At 63.0% G+C, this 15,900-nt stretch carries 14 protein-coding genes; 6 read left to right on the top strand and 8 right to left on the bottom strand.

Annotation, left to right across the window (positions count from 1 at the left end; genetic code table 11):
• The first annotated feature begins 6 nt into the window (after positions 1–6).
• Both G9U53_RS06110 and G9U53_RS06105 read left to right on the top strand, forming a co-directional pair.
• Positions 7–672 carry a YoaK family protein gene (locus G9U53_RS06110; protein ID WP_003943143.1) on the top strand — a complete coding sequence of 222 codons (666 nt, stop codon included), beginning with the start codon at positions 7–9 and terminating at the stop codon, positions 670–672.
• Positions 673–711: 39 nt separating this feature from the next.
• A complete protein-coding gene (locus G9U53_RS06105) occupies positions 712–2,337 on the top strand; it encodes a sodium:proton antiporter (RefSeq protein ID WP_050654985.1) in 1,626 nt (541 codons plus the stop codon).
• Here the strand turns inward: G9U53_RS06105 and G9U53_RS06100 are convergent, their stop codons facing one another.
• Entirely contained in the window at positions 2,338–2,775 is a 438-nt protein-coding gene (locus G9U53_RS06100) for a DUF2867 domain-containing protein (protein ID WP_165638462.1), read from the bottom strand.
• 53 nt (positions 2,776–2,828) lie between these two features.
• Here G9U53_RS06100 and G9U53_RS06095 point away from each other — a divergent pair, with 53 nt between their 5' ends.
• Entirely contained in the window at positions 2,829–3,401 is a 573-nt protein-coding gene (locus G9U53_RS06095; RefSeq protein WP_039973149.1) for a TetR/AcrR family transcriptional regulator, read from the top strand.
• Between the two features lie 179 nt (positions 3,402–3,580).
• Positions 3,581–3,709: a hypothetical protein gene (locus tag G9U53_RS33885; protein WP_003943237.1), complete on the top strand. Its 129-nt coding sequence runs from the start codon at positions 3,581–3,583 to the stop codon at positions 3,707–3,709.
• A 61-nt stretch (positions 3,710–3,770) separates the two neighbouring features.
• On the opposite strand, the gene G9U53_RS06090 is transcribed toward G9U53_RS33885, so the two are convergent.
• The gene (locus G9U53_RS06090) at positions 3,771–4,655 is read right to left on the bottom strand and encodes an NAD(P)H-binding protein (RefSeq protein ID WP_165638461.1); all 885 of its coding nucleotides are present in this window, start codon (positions 4,653–4,655) and stop codon (positions 3,771–3,773) included.
• A gap of 56 nt (positions 4,656–4,711) precedes the next feature.
• Between G9U53_RS06090 and G9U53_RS06085 the strand changes: the two genes are divergently transcribed.
• Positions 4,712–5,038, top strand: a complete 327-nt coding sequence (locus tag G9U53_RS06085) for a helix-turn-helix domain-containing protein (RefSeq protein ID WP_019745900.1) — start codon at positions 4,712–4,714, stop codon at positions 5,036–5,038.
• Positions 5,039–5,046: 8 nt separating this feature from the next.
• Here G9U53_RS06085 and G9U53_RS06080 read toward each other — a convergent pair whose 3' ends face one another.
• The 6 genes from G9U53_RS06080 to G9U53_RS06055 form a co-directional block, all read right to left on the bottom strand.
• A complete protein-coding gene (locus G9U53_RS06080) occupies positions 5,047–6,108 on the bottom strand; it encodes an alpha/beta hydrolase (RefSeq protein WP_082661428.1) in 1,062 nt (353 codons plus the stop codon).
• Positions 6,109–6,191: 83 nt separating this feature from the next.
• Positions 6,192–7,661 (bottom strand): cellulase family glycosylhydrolase, encoded by a 1,470-nt coding sequence (locus tag G9U53_RS06075; protein WP_047272457.1) that lies wholly within the window; start codon positions 7,659–7,661, stop codon positions 6,192–6,194.
• Between the two features lie 80 nt (positions 7,662–7,741).
• The gene (locus tag G9U53_RS06070; protein ID WP_165638460.1) at positions 7,742–9,865 is read right to left on the bottom strand and encodes a phospholipase C, phosphocholine-specific; all 2,124 of its coding nucleotides are present in this window, start codon (positions 9,863–9,865) and stop codon (positions 7,742–7,744) included.
• 104 nt (positions 9,866–9,969) lie between these two features.
• Positions 9,970–11,715, bottom strand: a complete 1,746-nt coding sequence (locus G9U53_RS06065) for an Ig-like domain-containing protein (RefSeq protein WP_207624044.1) — start codon at positions 11,713–11,715, stop codon at positions 9,970–9,972.
• A gap of 29 nt (positions 11,716–11,744) precedes the next feature.
• Positions 11,745–12,887, bottom strand: a complete 1,143-nt coding sequence (locus G9U53_RS06060; RefSeq protein ID WP_165638459.1) for an Ig-like domain-containing protein — start codon at positions 12,885–12,887, stop codon at positions 11,745–11,747.
• A gap of 269 nt (positions 12,888–13,156) precedes the next feature.
• Positions 13,157–15,094 carry an O-acetyl-ADP-ribose deacetylase gene (locus G9U53_RS06055; protein ID WP_165638458.1) on the bottom strand — a complete coding sequence of 646 codons (1,938 nt, stop codon included), beginning with the start codon at positions 15,092–15,094 and terminating at the stop codon, positions 13,157–13,159.
• A 78-nt stretch (positions 15,095–15,172) separates the two neighbouring features.
• On the opposite strand from G9U53_RS06055, the gene G9U53_RS06050 reads away from it, so the two are divergent.
• Positions 15,173–15,853: an NUDIX hydrolase gene (locus G9U53_RS06050; protein ID WP_003943269.1), complete on the top strand. Its 681-nt coding sequence runs from the start codon at positions 15,173–15,175 to the stop codon at positions 15,851–15,853.
• Positions 15,854–15,900 lie beyond the last annotated feature (47 nt).

The raw sequence follows: 15,900 nt of genomic DNA, 5'->3' as shown, positions 1-15,900 counted from the left end.
CGTCGGGTGACGGGATACAGCAGGTCGCTGATCGGCCTGGCGACAGCGCTCGCCGGGTTGGCCGGTTACGTCGACGCGCTCGGATTCATCACGCTCGGTGGGCCTTTCGTTTCGTTCATGAGCGGCAACATGACGCAGGCGAGCGTCGCATTTGCCGACGGGGTGTGGTCGACCGCGAGAGTTGCCGGCGGAATCATCGTGCTCTTCCTCCTGGGAATCGCGCTGGGAACCGTCGTCACCCACTTCACGGAGCGCTATTCGGTCCGGGCTCGCAAGGTCACGGTGCTCGCGGTTGTAGCCGGGCTGCTGTCCATCGGTTCGGTGATGAGCAGCCTCGACGTCACCCCCGGCGCGATCTCGGCGATGGCCTTGGCGATGGGAGCCGTCAACTCGGTGTTCCAGCGCGACGGCGAGGTGACGATCGGTGTCACGTACATGACCGGTGCGCTGGTCAAGATGGGCCAGCGTCTGACCGGAGCCTTTCTGGGTGGCCCGAAGTGGGCGTGGCTGCAGCACTTCGGGATGTGCGCGGGGTTGATCGCGGGCGCGGTGGTCGGTGCGCTCGTTCATCGGTGGATCGGTCTTCACGCTCTGTGGCCCGCATCGGCGTTCACGGTTGTTCTGATCGCCGTTGCCTGGCAGGTCTCGCCCCCGTCTCCGGCAAAGGTGTAGAAAGAGCCAGACACAAATCCGGGGGTACAGGGGGAAGCAGTGGATGCTCTGATCATCGTGGTGCTCGGACTGCTCGGAATCGTCGCGGCCTCGACGCTCGGAGCGCGGATCGGAGTCGCAGCACCGTTGATTCTGGTGATGGCCGGGATCGTTGTCAGCCTCTTACCATTTGTCCCAGCAGTGGACATCGACCCGGAATGGATTCTGGCAGGCGTGCTTCCGCCACTGCTGTACTCCGCCTCGGTCTCGATGCCGTCGATGGAGTTTCGGCGTGAGTTCGGTGCCATCGGTGGGCTTTCCGTTCTGCTCGTGGTCGTGAGTGCGCTTGTTCTCGGTGTGTTCTTCTCCTGGGTGATACCAGGACTCGGTATCTGGTGGGGCATTGCACTCGGTGCGATCGTGAGCCCGACGGATGCCGTCGCGACGTCCATCGTCAAGAAACTCCCGGTCTCGCCGCGGGTGGTGTCGATCCTCGAAGGCGAAAGCCTGCTCAACGACGCCACCGCTCTGGTTCTGTTGCGTACTGCCATCGCCGGGGCCGCCGCATCGGTGTCGCTGTGGAGTGTGTTGGGCAAGTTCGCTTTTGCCGTCGTCGTGGCCGCGGTCATCGGAGTTGTCGTCGGCAAGGTCAACCTGATGGTTCGCGCCCGTGTCACCGATTCGACGGTCAACACGGTCATCTCGTTCACGGTGCCGTTTCTGGCGGCGATCCCCGCCGAAGAGTTGGGTGCGTCAGGGTTGGTTGCTGCCGTCGTGGCCGGGCTCGTCACCGGCTACGACGCTCCTCGGAAGCTGTCACCGCGTCATCGGTTGTCCGACTCCCAGAACTGGCGCACAGTCGAATTGGTCCTCGAAGGTGCGATCTTCCTGGTGATGGGCCTCGAACTCTCGTCGATAGTCGACGATGTCCGGGTCGACCACGAGGGCATATCCACGGCGGTCTTCGTGGCGGCGGGTGCACTGTTCCTCACGATCTTGGTGCGGGCTCTGTACGTGGCCCCGCTCCTGCGAGCGCTCCAAGCGCGGGCGAATTTTCGTGAACGCATGAAACCCAGACTCTCCGACATCGCGAATCGCCTCGACAATCCCGAGGATTACCCGCCAGACGAACGACGCAGCAGGCGCCGGGCACCTTCGGCGAATCAGATGGAAAGGTTCAAGGTTCGGGTTCGGCGGACGGTTGCCGATATCGACTACTACCTTGCTGCGCCGTTGGGATGGCGTGAAGGCACGATCGTCATCTGGGCCGGCATGCGCGGGGCGGTCACTCTGGCTGCAGCGCAGACTCTGCCGGAAGACACCCCGAGTCGATCGCTCCTGATCTTGGTTGCGTTCCTGGTGGCAGCAGGCTCGTTGATCCTTCAGGGAGGAACGTTGAAGCGCGTCGTAGTGGCGACCGGTCCGGCAGCGCAGGACCTCACCGAATCCGAACTAGACGAGCATCGCAGGTTGCTCGACCTCCTCGAAGATGCTGCTGCGAGTGTCGTTCCGCCAGAGGGTCGGTCGAAGAAGAGGATCCGCCTCGACGTGATCGAAGCGCAGCGTCAGGCACTGCTCGACGCACGTGACGATGGCGTGTTCGACGCACGGATGCTCGGATCGGCACTTGCCGCGCTGGATGCCGATCAGATCAGTCTCGAACTCAGGGGCGGCCCGGACGGTTGATCACGTGCACAGGCGCTTTCGAGCAGACGTCATCATTGCCCGCGTGATCACGCCGTGCAGTACCTGAACGGGGGCGAAGTAGATTCGACCCGCGCGGTTCTTCAGCTCCACGGCGGTGACGACGTGCAGGAGGCCGGCGTCGTTGTCGGCCTGAACCGAGGCGACGAATCGTAGGTGTTTCTCGTCCGCTTCGATGAGGGCCTCGCCGTCGGCGATCTTGTCGACGGCAAAGGTGTCGAGGCGTCCCTTGGCGATGCCGAGCAGTCCGACTATCCGCTCCCTGAGCCAGAACATCGCGAGGACGGGTGCGGGGACATTCCTGACGTCGAAGACTGCCTGCGCCCACTCCTCGGATGTATGGGTCGGAACAGCCGGGATGGTGATCGTGGTGGCTTCTGCCCAGTCCGGTGCAGGCATTGCCTTGAAAGCGAGTGTCATTTCGTCCTCCGTACGGTGCCGTATGGAACTTACCCATACGGTACCGTACGGAGGTGCCGAATGCCCGCGCCCGACTCTCTCGCGACCAGTGGATCGATGCAGCTTTCCAGGCTCTGACAAGCCATGGGCCTGATGCAGTTGCAGTGGAAAAGGTGGCGCGCACGCTCGGATCGACCAAGGGTTCCTTTTATTGGCACTTCGCCAACCGCGACGAATTGCTGCAAGCTGCGCTCGGCCGGTGGGAAGTTTTGGCAACCGAGAGACTGATCTCCTCCGTCGAGTCCTCTGGTGAACCGGCGGAGGTGAGGTTGCGTCGTCTGGTGGATTCGGTCACGACCGGATTGGCCGGTCGCCGTGCGGAGTTGGAACTGCTTGCCGGGATCGGCCATCCTTTGGTTTCGGCGGCGGTTCGACGTGTCACCGAGCGTCGAGTTACCTACATCGTGACGTTGTTGGTCGATCTGGGGATGGACAGGCAGAAAGCGGAACATCGTGGCGTACTTGCCTATTCGATGTACCTGGGGCAGATGCAATTGGTACACAGTGCGCCCGATGTGGTTCCTGGCAGCGGTGCGGACGCTCAGGCGCTCGCCGACGAGTTCGTGAACATGGTTCTGGCCAGGTAAGTCCGCCGTCGAACGCAGCGTGATCTGCGCATCACCCTGCGCTTTCAGGTGAGGGACCACACATTGCGCGTAACCCATAGTTACAGATACTTTGAGGTCAGCTGAAGTGGGGTGCCGGATATGTCGACATTTCCCGGAGGCGCAAAACCGTTTCACGACAGGAAGAAAGGTGACTCACCATGAGCGTTGTGCTTATTTCGTTGCTGGTCGCCGCTGGACTCACCGTGCTGGCCACCAGTGACGGTGCCGGTCTGGACTTCGGGAGTCGGCAGCTGAACCGCCAGTTGAAGACCCGCACGCACCGGTAACCCCGGAAATCGGCCGGCTCCACGCGATACGTCGCGGAGCCGGCCGATCGCGTTGCTCCGGTCAGTTCACTCCGAGATCTACCAGCCAGGCCCGGGTGCTGCGGGCGACGATGCCCAAGGCAACGGCAGAACCCGTCGCGGAGTCGAACGCGACGCTGTCGGCAGATTCGAGTCCCGTGTAGAGCTGGGAAACCCCGGCTGCTGCGCCCCCTCCGATGATCGGCGCAATCGACGCACCGAAGGCATCGGGCGTCACGGCTTCGAAAGTTACCGCGCGCGAGAAGTGTTCGGCGAATGCCTCGGCGAGTTCGATGCCGGTGATCGCCGGAATCTGTCCGATGTCGACCGCGTCCGGTGCTACGTCGAGAGTCAGGGCCGCAACGGCTGCATCAGCGACGTCGAGATGTGAACTCCATGCGACCGCGAGATCGGCACGCAGTGGGTAACGCAGGACCCCTTCGTCTTTCACCCCCGACAGCACGGTGGGCAGAAGAAGATTCTCGAGGAACAAACGCGGGGTCAGGACGGTCACCGCGATACCTTCGGCGCGGAGTCCGTCGACGAGCTCGGAGAGAACGGGTGTGTTGGGACCGGCAAGCGGCGAAGTAGCGTCGCGGGTCACCGTGCCGCTGGTAGAGATCACGAACCGCGAAGGACGTGTCACTCTTGCTGCTGCCAGAACGTTGTGGGCGTAACCAGCTAGCGTCTCGGTGTCACCGGCGAGTGGCAGGTGGAAGAACACCCCGTCTACCCCGCGATAAGCGTCGGCGAGAGAGTCGACTGACGCATTGTCCGCGACGACGGTGTTCGCACCCTCGAACGTCTGATCGGGGTTGCGGGTGATTGCTCGGACTTCGGCACCTGTCGATCCGGCGAGAGCCGCGACCAATCCCGCGAGAACGGGAGAACCCTGTGCGCCGGTGGCGCCATGCACTGTGTAAGTCATGACGCCTATAGTTCAGATTGGGAACCAGTTACTTCAAGTGAACTAATGGGGAATCGATGAGTGAATCAGGTCACGTGCTTCCGGAGTGCGGCGTCGCGCGCTTTCTGCTGGTTCTGGACGGACCGTGGGCAACGCTGATCGTTCGTGAGCTCACGCACGGCCCGATGCGCTTCACGGAACTACGACGCGCATTGCCCGGCATCAGTCCCAGGACACTTTCCGCCAGACTCAAGCGATTCGAGGAGTTCGATCTGGTGACCCGGACTGCCTACGCCGAGGTGCCGCCGCGAGTGGAGTACGAACTCACCGCGACGGGGATGGAACTGCGCTCCGTGCTCGAAGCGATGGTCGAGTGGGCGGATCTGGCACTCCCCGTTTCGTGACCCTGCCCTCAGTGCGGGCCCGAAAGTCCAACCCGCAGAGCGCCGCAGGCCTCGAACATCGCATCTTGACCGGTATGGCCGACACCGGTGGTGTTGACGAAGGCATGGATCAATCCACTGTGACGCCTGAGTGCAACCGGGACTCCGGCCTCTCGCAGCCGGTTCGCGTATTCCTCACCCTCGTCGCGTAGTGGGTCGAAACCGGCGACGGCAACGTACGCGGGCGGTAGGCCGGCCAGGTCCGGAGTGAGCAACGGTGAGACTCGCGGGTCGAGAGCCGAAGCGCCGCCCGACAGGTAATGGGCTGCATACCAGTCGAGTTGGGCGTCGGTGAGAAAGAAGTCGGTGCCGAACATCTTGTGCGAAGGGCGCTTCGACGAAAGGTCCACCCAGGGGAAGAAGAGCAGTTGGAATACTGGTTTGACGTCGTCTTCGGTCGTGGACTGCGCGACGACGGCAGCCAAGTTCCCACCCGCGCTGTCTCCGCCTACCGCAATGGATTTCGGATCTGCACCCAGCTCTGTGGCATGCTCGACGCAGTACCGGAATGCGGCGACGGCGTCATCGACCCCGGCGGGGAACGGGAACTCCGGTGCTAACCGGTAGTCCACCGACAACACACTGACCTCGCCGTGGCGGGCCAGGAAGCGGCACACACTGTCGCCGCTCTCGAGGCTGCCGAGGACGAACCCGCCGCCGTGGAAGTACACCAAAAGTGGAGCGGGCGTTGAGACTCCGGCCGGGCGATACAGCCGAGCCGGAATCGCGTGATCCCCGGCCGGGATCTCGAGGTCACGTACCGTCTCGATGTCGATGGGCGTACCGCCGAACAGTCGCGATTCGGCGTCGATCTGAGCCCGTCCCTCTTCGACCGGAAGATGCTCGAAGCTCGTACCTTCGACCGCTGAGAGCAATCTCAGCGCAAGCTGGATCTCGGGGTGCAGAGTCTGCCCGTCGATCTCCTTCGGCTTGCCACCGAGAATGCGCTGCGCGCCGGTCGGTAAGGCGCCGACGACATCGAGCAGCACCCGCGCAACACGATCTTGGACAGACATCTTCTCCGTGGACATACTCGCCTTCCGTCGGCTGATCACCCGTCGCTTGTACGTTACGAAAGAACTGGACAAATATCCAGGAATCTCGACGCCCGCGATCAGCTTGCCGGCGTCACCGTGACTGTGACGGGGCCCGCGTCGTCCGCGGTTTCCACTGTGAGAAGACGGCTTTGGGGGTTCCAGTTCACGATGTCGGCGCCCGCGACGTCGACGCCGCCGGGAAAGCCGCTTTCGGGTAGGTAGATCTCGGTCGGTGCCGTTACCGCGGGGTTCGGGGTGAACGTCAGCTGAAGGCGGTCAACGGTCGAGGACCATTCGGTGGGTGTGCCCGCGACGGCTCGCGGATACGGCTTGTTCAGGGTGTCGACGAGGAGTGTCTGCGATCCGTCCGGCAGGTACGGGCCCCAAGGACCTGGATCACTGGACCAGTAGGAGACACCCGCGCCGAGTTCTCGGGCGGTCGTGTAGACGCGGTCGATGTAGTCGGTTGCGCCGGGCAGTGTTGTGTCGAGCCCGAATTCGCCGAGAATGATCGGAACGCCGCCGAGTACGTTGCCTGCGATGTGTTCGACGCTGTCGCGCCAGGTGTCGATGGTCGCGTCGGTGAGTGTGCGTGAGAGGCCGGAGTATCCGTCACCGAGGTCGAGGGGCAGCGGGTACAGGTGTGGGCAGTAGGCGATTCGCTGTTCGCCGGCTCGTGGGTCGTTGATCTTCGTGAGCCCGCTGGGGACACCTTGGTTGACGCCGACGGCCTGCGGGGCCACACACACCCAGCTGTCCTGATCAACTTCCCTGATGGCGTTGGTGGTTCGCTGATACAAGGCAGCGAGGGGCCCACCTTCGAAGGCGGGGCCTTGGAGGGAACCGCCCCACGGCTCGTTCATCAGGTCGTATGCCACGACGGTGTCATTGCCTGCAAAACGTTCGGCCACCGCCTGCCAGGCGTTCGCGTAGTGCTCGACCAGTTCGGGATGTTGGCCGGTGGTGTTCCAGAAGTTGTCGAATGCACGCATCACACCGGGTTGGACGTAGTACAGCTCCCAGCGGTCTTGAGGGGTGACCGGAAGGCCGTCCATGTAGGTCGCCCAGGCCGGCGCGCCGTTGCCGATGTTGCCGGCGCCGTTGCCGCTGTTGCCCTCTGGTGTGATCGCGCCGGAGTAGACGTCCTGATGCATGTCGAGCATGACCTTGTACCCGCGTTCGGCGTACCAGCTGACCCGGTCCTCGACGCGGTCCAGATATTTCTGGTCGTACTGTCCCGGCTCTGGCTCCACCGAACGCCAGGAGATCAGGAAACGCACGAAATTTGTTCCCATGTCGGCATGTTCGCGATCGAGATCGGCTTCGGTGAACTTCGGCATGCCGTCGGGTGCGCTTTTTGCGCTCGACGCCGTGTTGAACCCTCGCAGGATCAAGGAGCGCCCGGCGTCGTCGGTCAGGTACGACGGTGGCACCGACGTGCCATCGGCGCTCCCCGACGTGGGCAGGCTGCCCTGAGCCGCGGCAATTCCGCCGCCCAGTATCAGTGAGCCCGCGACTATCAGTGCTGAGAGCGGGATACGACGCACGGAAACTCCTTCTGGGTGTGTGGATGGATTGACTTGTCCGAATGGGGATTCGGCCCTGGGCTTGAACGCTCGGTGTCGATTCACGTCGGTTGGCTTACACTGGTCCGCCCGTTTTCGATGTGTCCGACGAGCACGCGCTTGAATTCAGGATCTTCGTCGACCGTCACGGCGGCCTGATACCAGCCGTCCACCGAACGCACCGTCCACTGAGAGTGTGCACCGGCAGCGAGTTTGCGTCGGTTTCCGTCCACATTGACCGTCAGTGCACGACTTCCGGAATTGGTCGCCGTCAGTACAAGCGTGCGCGTCCCTGCGTCGACAGTTGTCGAGACGTCGAGCGAAGCTGCCGCACTGTCTGTAGCTCCGCTGAACTCGCGCCTGAAACCGTTGGGACCCAACAGGGTCAGGCTGTAGACGCGATCCCTGAGCGCAACGGTGTCGTCGACCTCGCCGACGACGTCGTAATGCCGTGGCTCGTCGAACTCACCTGCGTACGGGTACATGGCCAGGTGCGTTGATGCGGCGCCGGTATTGACCAGATGGACCGCCAACGAGCCGGTTTCCGGGTTCACCGTCGTGTAGGCGTCGGGTTGATAGGGAAGTGCCCGTGCTGGTCGAGTGCCGCTTTCCTGCAGAGGCATTCTCTGTTCGGTGGGCGGGGTCGGTGTCCACCGCGGTTCCAGCGGCGGAGTGGGTTGCGGGCGCGCCAAAGTCGGTCGACTACGCGGGTTGGCGAAGTCGAACGCCGACGTCAGGTCGCCACTCACCGTGCGTCGCCACGGGTCGATTTCCGGTTGCGTGATTCCGAACCGCGTCTCCAGGAACTGCGTGACGGACGTGTGGTCGAACACTTGTGAACAAACGAAACCGCCAACAGTCCACGGCGAGATGATCGTCATAGGCACCCGCGGGCCGAGACCGAGCGGCTGATTACCGACCCATTCGGCTTCGACCGAGCACGGCGGTCGAGGTGGCGGTACATGGTCGAAGTACCCGTCGTTCTCGTCGAAGTTGACGATCACGGCCGTCTTCGCCCACAGATCCGGATCGGACGCGATGGCGTCGAGTACTTGATAGAGCAGTGTTGCGCTCGCTGCCGGTGACGAACCCGATGGGTGCTCCGAATCCACCTCGGACGGAACGAGATAGCTGACTTGCGGCAGTCGACCGGACTCGACGTCTTTCCTGAACTCGGCGGCCAGTGTGCCGGGCCGGGATCGGTACAGTGCGCGATCGTAGAGTTGGCGATCAGCAGGCGACAGTTGGTCTGCAGCATTCTCGAGGGCCAGTACCGCTGCGTCCTGGACCGGCGCCGGCATCGACGGCAGGGCGAGATAGAACCCGGCCAAGGTCTGCAGTTCGTAGGGGAGCAGGCTTGGCCGACCAAGCAGTCCTGCCGCCACTTTCTTGAAGGCAGTGAAGTATTCGAGGTTGTTGTCTCCGAAGTTGTCCCACTCCTGGTAGGTCTTCCAGGAAATGCCGGCGGACTGCAACCGCTCGGGAACCGTCGTCCATCCGTAGCCGGCGTGCCAGGGGTTATAGGCTGCATTGGTTACAGCTCTTCCCTCGGGGCCGGGCGGATCCGAAGGCAAGACCGACTCGGTCGGATTAGGCGAAAGTGGCTCGTATCCGGTGTATCCAGAGACCCAATAGTTCCGGTTGGGGCTCGTCGATGTCGGTACGGAGCAGTGGTAGGCGTCGCAGATCGTGAACGCGTCCGCCAGTTCGTAATGGAACGGGATGTCTTGCCGGTCGTAGTACGCCATTGTCGTACTGGTTTTTGCCGCGATCCAACCGTCGTGCCAGCCGTCGGCGAGTGCGGCATGTCCGCCCGCCCAGCTGTGGTCGAGTCCGGTCACGTTCTGGGTGTCCATGCGTTGTGCCGCAGCGGAATCGCGGATGGGGAAGGGGAGCACAGGACCGGTAGGACCGGGTTGTTCGAAGACGCTGTTGCCGCTGCGTAGACGCAACGCATTCGGATCACCGAAGCCGCGAACACCCCTCAGCGCGCCGTAGTAGTGGTCGAAAGATCGGTTCTCCTGCATGACGAGGACTACATGCTCGATCGAATCGAGCCCGCCGGAGTTTGCGGGTGTCGCCAGTACACGTTGAAGCGACGGCGGCAGAAGGGAAGTAGCGGCGACTGCAGTTGCACCGACCCCGGCGGCGAGAAACGACCGTCGAGAAAGAGAATTCCTGGACACTTGTGCTCCATCGATAAATCAATGAGTTCTATGACCACGGCCGCGACATGCTGCTGCCGCTGCTCCGAATCGGTGCAGCGGCAACAGTGTCGAGAAGAATTCGATCAGGAACCGAAGAGACCGCCCAGTGAACCGAGGCTGCCCGAACCGCCGTTCCCGCCGTCGTCAGGCGCAGCAGAAACCTTGACGACGGATTCGTCCGACGCGGACTGTGTGAATCCACTTCGCCCGGCGTATGACGCCTTGATCCGATGATCGCCCGTCGATGCGAAAGTGTGCGTCAGTCGCGCCACTCCATCGACTCCGACGACAACGGGCTGTCCGATGGGTTGGTCGCCGTCGTAGAACTGAACCGAGCCCCCGCCGGGGTTGGGGGTGACCGTCGCGGACAGTTCTGCCGCGACATTCTGCTTGGTCGTCGCGGGAGCTGCCAGTGAGGTCGAGGTGGTGACATCGGACGGTGCGGGATCAGACACGGTGACCGTTTGAGCGGATGCCATCGACGGCATGAATCCTGTTGCGCCGGAGTAGTAGGCCGAGACGGCATGAGATCCAGCCGAGGTGAAGGCATGTTCCAGAGTGGCTTTGCCGTCAGCGCCCACCGGGATCGGAGCGCCGATATCTGCAGCGCCGTCCTTGAACTGGAGAGTGCCACCGGCGGGTGTCGGCGTGACCTGCGCCCTCAGCGACACCGATATGCCCGTCTTCGCATCGGTAGGAACGTTCACGGCAGTGTCGGTCTGCTTGACGACAGGTGCGGCAGTCACCGTGACCATTGCCTCGGTCGAGTTGGAACTCTGGAATCCGTTGACTCCCTGGAACGTTGCGGAGACCCGCGCGGTTCCGGCGGTGAAGAAGGTATGCGGTAGCCGGGCAGTGCCGTCGGCGCCCGGAGTGACCGGTGTACCGACGTCGGCGCCGTCCACCCTGAACTGCACGTTTCCGTTGACCGGAGCCGGATCCACCTTTGCGACAAGCTCGGTCGGTGTGCTGGCTTGGATCGAGCCGGGCATCTGGATTGTGGTGGTTGTCGGTTGGCTGACGTAGATGGTGGTCAGGGCCTGCCCACCGGCGTTGAGGCCGGAGTTCCTGTTGTCCCGCGGGGAGCAGTTGTAGCGCTCCCAGTAGTTGACTGTGAAGACATCCTTTTCGCGCTGGACGAATGTGAGCGCATTTCGGTCGTCGTCGTAGTTGGCGGAACCGGGATCGGAAACCCTCAGCGAAGGCTTGATCTCGGTACCGGCCGCACCGGCTTTGACCGTGACGTCGACTGCGGGGAGTCGGAACTTGGTGTTGGCACCGACGATGATGCCGTCACTCGATCGAACTGCGGAGGACGGACCGTTTCCGGTGGTTCGATTCGATCCGGAGATACGCAGGTGCGTACCGGATGCCGATGGATTACCGCCGTCGTCGATCCGTGTGACTGTCGGAGTGGCACTGTCGGATCCGAGGCCGTACGCACTGTCCGCCACAAGCTGGGAACTCACGAATTCGACGCCGGACGGGATGTCGAAGTCGTACTTGATCCGGGCCCAATGCACGACTCCACGGCTGGCATGGCCGCCGCTGTTTGTCTTCATCTCGTTCGGCTGCACGCGGTAGGTGACGGTCTCACCTGGTGCCGCGGTGGTCGGCGCGGTGATGGTGACTCCCGAGCCGAGTGTCTCGTTGAACGTGATCGGGCTTGCCACACCGTCCATCTCGCGCACATGGCATGCAGTTGTGAAGGCCACGCTCTTGGTCTCGGGGGCAGCAGAGGCGATCCCGCCGCCGACGATGGAGAACAAGCCGCCGGCCAGTACCGAGACGGTTGCAATCGCAGAGCCGCGTAGGAGTTTCGAGTTCATCGTCGAATCCTGGTTTCTGTTCACAGTTTTCACGACCCGAATCCGGGGGTACCAAGGCTGCCGAGGCTACCGGTGCCAGGCTCGGGCTCGGACGGTTCGACGACGTTGATCGTCACGGCGCCCGACATCGACTCCATGAAACCGGCCGATCCCGTGTAGTACGCCGTGATGTTGTGGTCGCCCGCTGTTGTCATCGTGCGGTTGGCCTTCGCGACGCCGTTGACGACGGCCACCGGAGCGCCGAGGTCAACCCCTCCGTCGCGGAACTGCACTGTTCCTCCCGACGGCCACGGAGTGACCGTTGCCGTCAACTCCACGGAGTCACCGACGACAGCTTTACCGGGTGCGTCGATTCGCGTCTGTGTCTGAGCGAGGCTGGAGTCGACATTGATCACGGCGAGCGGCCGGCCGCCGGCGTTCAATCCGGCCGAACGATTCTCGCGTGGTGAGCAATTGGTGGTCAGCCAGTATTTGACGCCGCCGAGCAGGGTTTCCTGTTGCAGGAAGGTCAGGTAGTTGGCGGCACTGTCGTAGGAACCGGAGTTGGTGTCGGACACGCGGAGCATGGGCTTGATCTGGGTTCCCACAGCCCCTGACGTGACGGTGACGTCGACTGCCGGGAGCTGGAACGTCTTTCCTCCACCGACCTCGATTCCGCCGCCGCCGTTGTCGTCGGTGTTGGGTCCGTTGCCCGCCGTGATGTTGTTGCCGGAGATACGAAGATGCGCCCCATTCGGATCGGGTGAACCGGCATCGTTCACCCGCGTGATCGTCGGGGCGACCCCACCCAGATTCGAGCTGGTGCCGGCCACGATCTGCGCCCCCACGTAGGAGGTGCCTGCAGGGATGTCGAAATCGAACTTGAGACGCGTCCAGTTCACGACGGACCTGAGGTCGTAACCGTCCTTGGGGACCGTCATCGGCTTGGGCGCGAGGCGGTATGTGAAGGTGGAGTTCGGCGGGACCACGGCCGGCGCACTGATCGTGACGCCGGAATCACGCGTCTCGTTGTGCGTGATCGGTCCGGGGAACTGCCACCCGTGGCACGATGCCGTGAACGGAAGGTCCACATCAGCGGCGGACGAGACTCCGGCTCCGCCGATCACGAGGGCAACGCATCCGGTCAACGACGCGGCCACCCCCACTCCTCGGCGCATCAACGTCGACACCATTCACATTCTCCTTGAGTAGCGCTCGACAAGATCGAGCTCTCGGCTTGAAGCCGGGTCTGGGAACCGGCCTCGAGCTGACAGAGAATCGAATACGTCTCGTCGTTTGCTCACCACCAGCTCAAACCCTGGAGAGGAGTAGAACACAGAGCGAGCCGCAGAATATGCGATTCGGACAAATTGTTGGACAAACGTCCAACCGGTGAAATTTCTCCACTTCTCCGACCGCTCTGCAGTGCTTTAACGTGGCGTGAAGTGGGCCCGGTAAACGGTCAGGCGATCGCGCGGCGCATCAGGTCTGCCGTCTCCTTGTTGAATGCGACCAGTGTGACCGTCTCGACCTCGGTCTTCGCCGCGCGAATCGCTGAAACGGCCTGTCGGACGGCATCTTCCTTCGGCCAGCCGTAGACCCCTGCTGAGATCAACGGAAAGGCGACGGTACGGGCGCCGATCGAGTCGGCCACGGCGAGGCTGCGGGTGTACGCCGACCGAAGCAGACCGGAACGGTCCTCGGAGCGCGAATACCTCGGGCCGACGGTGTGAATCACGGCCTTGGCGTGCAGCTTTCCGGCGGTGGTGGCTACGGCCGCACCCACCGGCAGGCCGTCGGGAAGGCTGGTGTTGCGCAATACCTCGCAAGCCTTCAGGATCTCCGGTCCCCCGGCACGGTGGATCGCGCCGTCGACACCGCCGCCGCCGAGGAGCCTGGAGTTGGCCGCATTGACGATGGCGTCGACGGTCAGCGTCGTGATGTCACCTTCGACGACTGTAATAGCGGGCATGGATCCTCCTGTGTATCCGACGGCTGTGTGTCCGACGGACGCGTTTCCGACTGCCGTGTTCCAGAGTTCACGCTTCGGGCGAGCCCACGGCATAGCCGAGCGTACGTCGTAGGGGTCACGTCCGATCAACATCGAGTATCGCGCTGCAACCGACGGCGTGCGACTGTGCGCCTGAACGCAATGGAGGAGTACGCGCTTTCCCTCGGCCCGCAACGCCTGGACGGTGCGCGCTGCGTCGTCGAGAACGAACTCGAGGTTGGCGTTGGAATCGTGACCGTCGTCGACCAACCAGAACTCGACGTGATCAGGAGCGACCTGTCGTGTTCCCATGCGGCACAGGCTGACCACGGCGTCGTAGTCTGCAGTGGACACCGCATCGACGCCGCCGAGCATGACGCCGTCGTCGTGCGGGTGCGTCGTCAGGTGGTGGGTTCCGCGAAACCTCGAGTAGTCGAGTTCTGCCGTCGACGGCCATCCGTTCTTGTCGTCGGTACCGCCGCGAGCGGTCTTTATTGCCAGGCGAATCAGATCGGAGGAACGGTATCCCGGCCAGCCATGCATGATTCGGCGCCAACGGGCGGGAACCGCCGACGCTCCCCAGCGGGCGCCGAGGAGGCCACCCGCGATGGCCGCCGTCGTGTCGGAGTCCCCGCCGGCTCTTACTGCTGCTTCCAATGCGTACTGGAGGTGGCGTGCATCGCCATTGTCCGTGGAAGTGATTGCCCACCAAGCAGTCTGAAGTGCATGCACCACCCAACCGTTCTTGGAGAAGTCCTGCGGGTTCCCGGTTTCGGCCTGATCGAGCAGCGGGCCCCAGTATTCGGCGACGTCCTGATCGGCAACGGAGAGGAAGCCGCGAACACCGTCGAAGTTGCCGGCGACAACGGCATGGCGGATGGCATGGGTCCACAACTCGCACGCCTGTCCGGCACGCGGGTCGTCGTGCGTGAGTGAACTGATCCGGTGCGCTGCCGACCTGGCACCTTCTGCATCGTCCAAGTAGGAGAGGGCGACGGGAGCAGTCCGCATGAGCGAGCCGTTGCCGGCTTTGCGGCCGCTGATCGCCCGCGCACGATCCGCCATCGCCGCTGCGCTTTCTGAGCGGACGGACAACACTGCTCGCGTCTGGTTGCCGATGTCCGCGGGCTTCGAGTCGTACCACCGGATGAACTGTGCTGCAATGGCATCGAGACCGTCAGCGCTTCCGATGTCGATTCCGGTAGCGGCCACCTCGGCGATCGCAACTGCCATCGAGGTGTCGTCGGTCCACTCTCCCGGCGCCCAGTCGAACGGGCCGCCACCGATCATGTCGATCGTGACCTCGGCCTTCGGGTAGGTGAATTCGTAGCCGGCGCCGAGTGCGTCTCCTGCTGCGGTGCCGAGCAGAACGCCGGCCGCTCGATCGGACTGCTGTGCGGTGAGTTTCATAGCCACCTCTTCGGTTCGCGATGATCGTTTGATCAACTTTGCGCTAACCATAGATCATGTTTGAGATAACATGCAAGGGTGAATAAATGGACAGACACGAGCGGCAAGGGATTGACGGACTATCCGCGTCCGTCTGTGGCAGTGGACGTCGCGGTGCTGACGTACAGCGGTGGATCTCTGAAAGTTCTGGTGGTTCGGCACCGTCTCGGTGCGCTGGCGCTACCGGGAACATTTCTGCACGAACGCGAATTGCTCACGGCCGCAGCCGATCGTGCCCTGTCGGTCAAGGCAGAGTTGGCCCAGACGAGCTTCCACCAGTTGGCGATCTTCGACCGACCGGACCGCGACGACCGTGGATGGGTTTTGTCGGTCGCACACACGGCTTGCCTACCGGAATCGGCACTGCCCGATTCGGCGCTTCTCGTCGATGTGTACGACGACGAGGCAGTGAGCGGACTAGCATTCGATCACGCCGACATGGTGCGACTCGCGGTCACGGACCTACGCACGAGGTATGCGTCGTACGTGGATCCGGACGGATTGTCGGGCGGGACGTTCACCGTCGCCGAACTTCGGGGACTCTACGAGGTGATCTTCGATCGTCCGTTCCAGAAGGACAGCTTCCGCCGGCAGGTGTTCGACGCGCTCGAAAGTACCGGCGAGATGAGCAGACCAGGTAACGGCCGACCCGCCGAGACGTACCGGAGGCGGGGTGACGGCGCACTGACTGCACAGGCAATGGCATTTTTGACCGGATGAAGTGAAACGAATTCTTGCAGTTCTGCTGACCTGACGCGCTGAGCTGG

The organism is Rhodococcus sp. D-46 (assembly GCF_011290655.1).
Classification (GTDB): domain Bacteria; phylum Actinomycetota; class Actinomycetes; order Mycobacteriales; family Mycobacteriaceae; genus Rhodococcus_F; species Rhodococcus_F qingshengii.
This window is presented reverse-complemented; position numbering and strand designations above follow the sequence as displayed.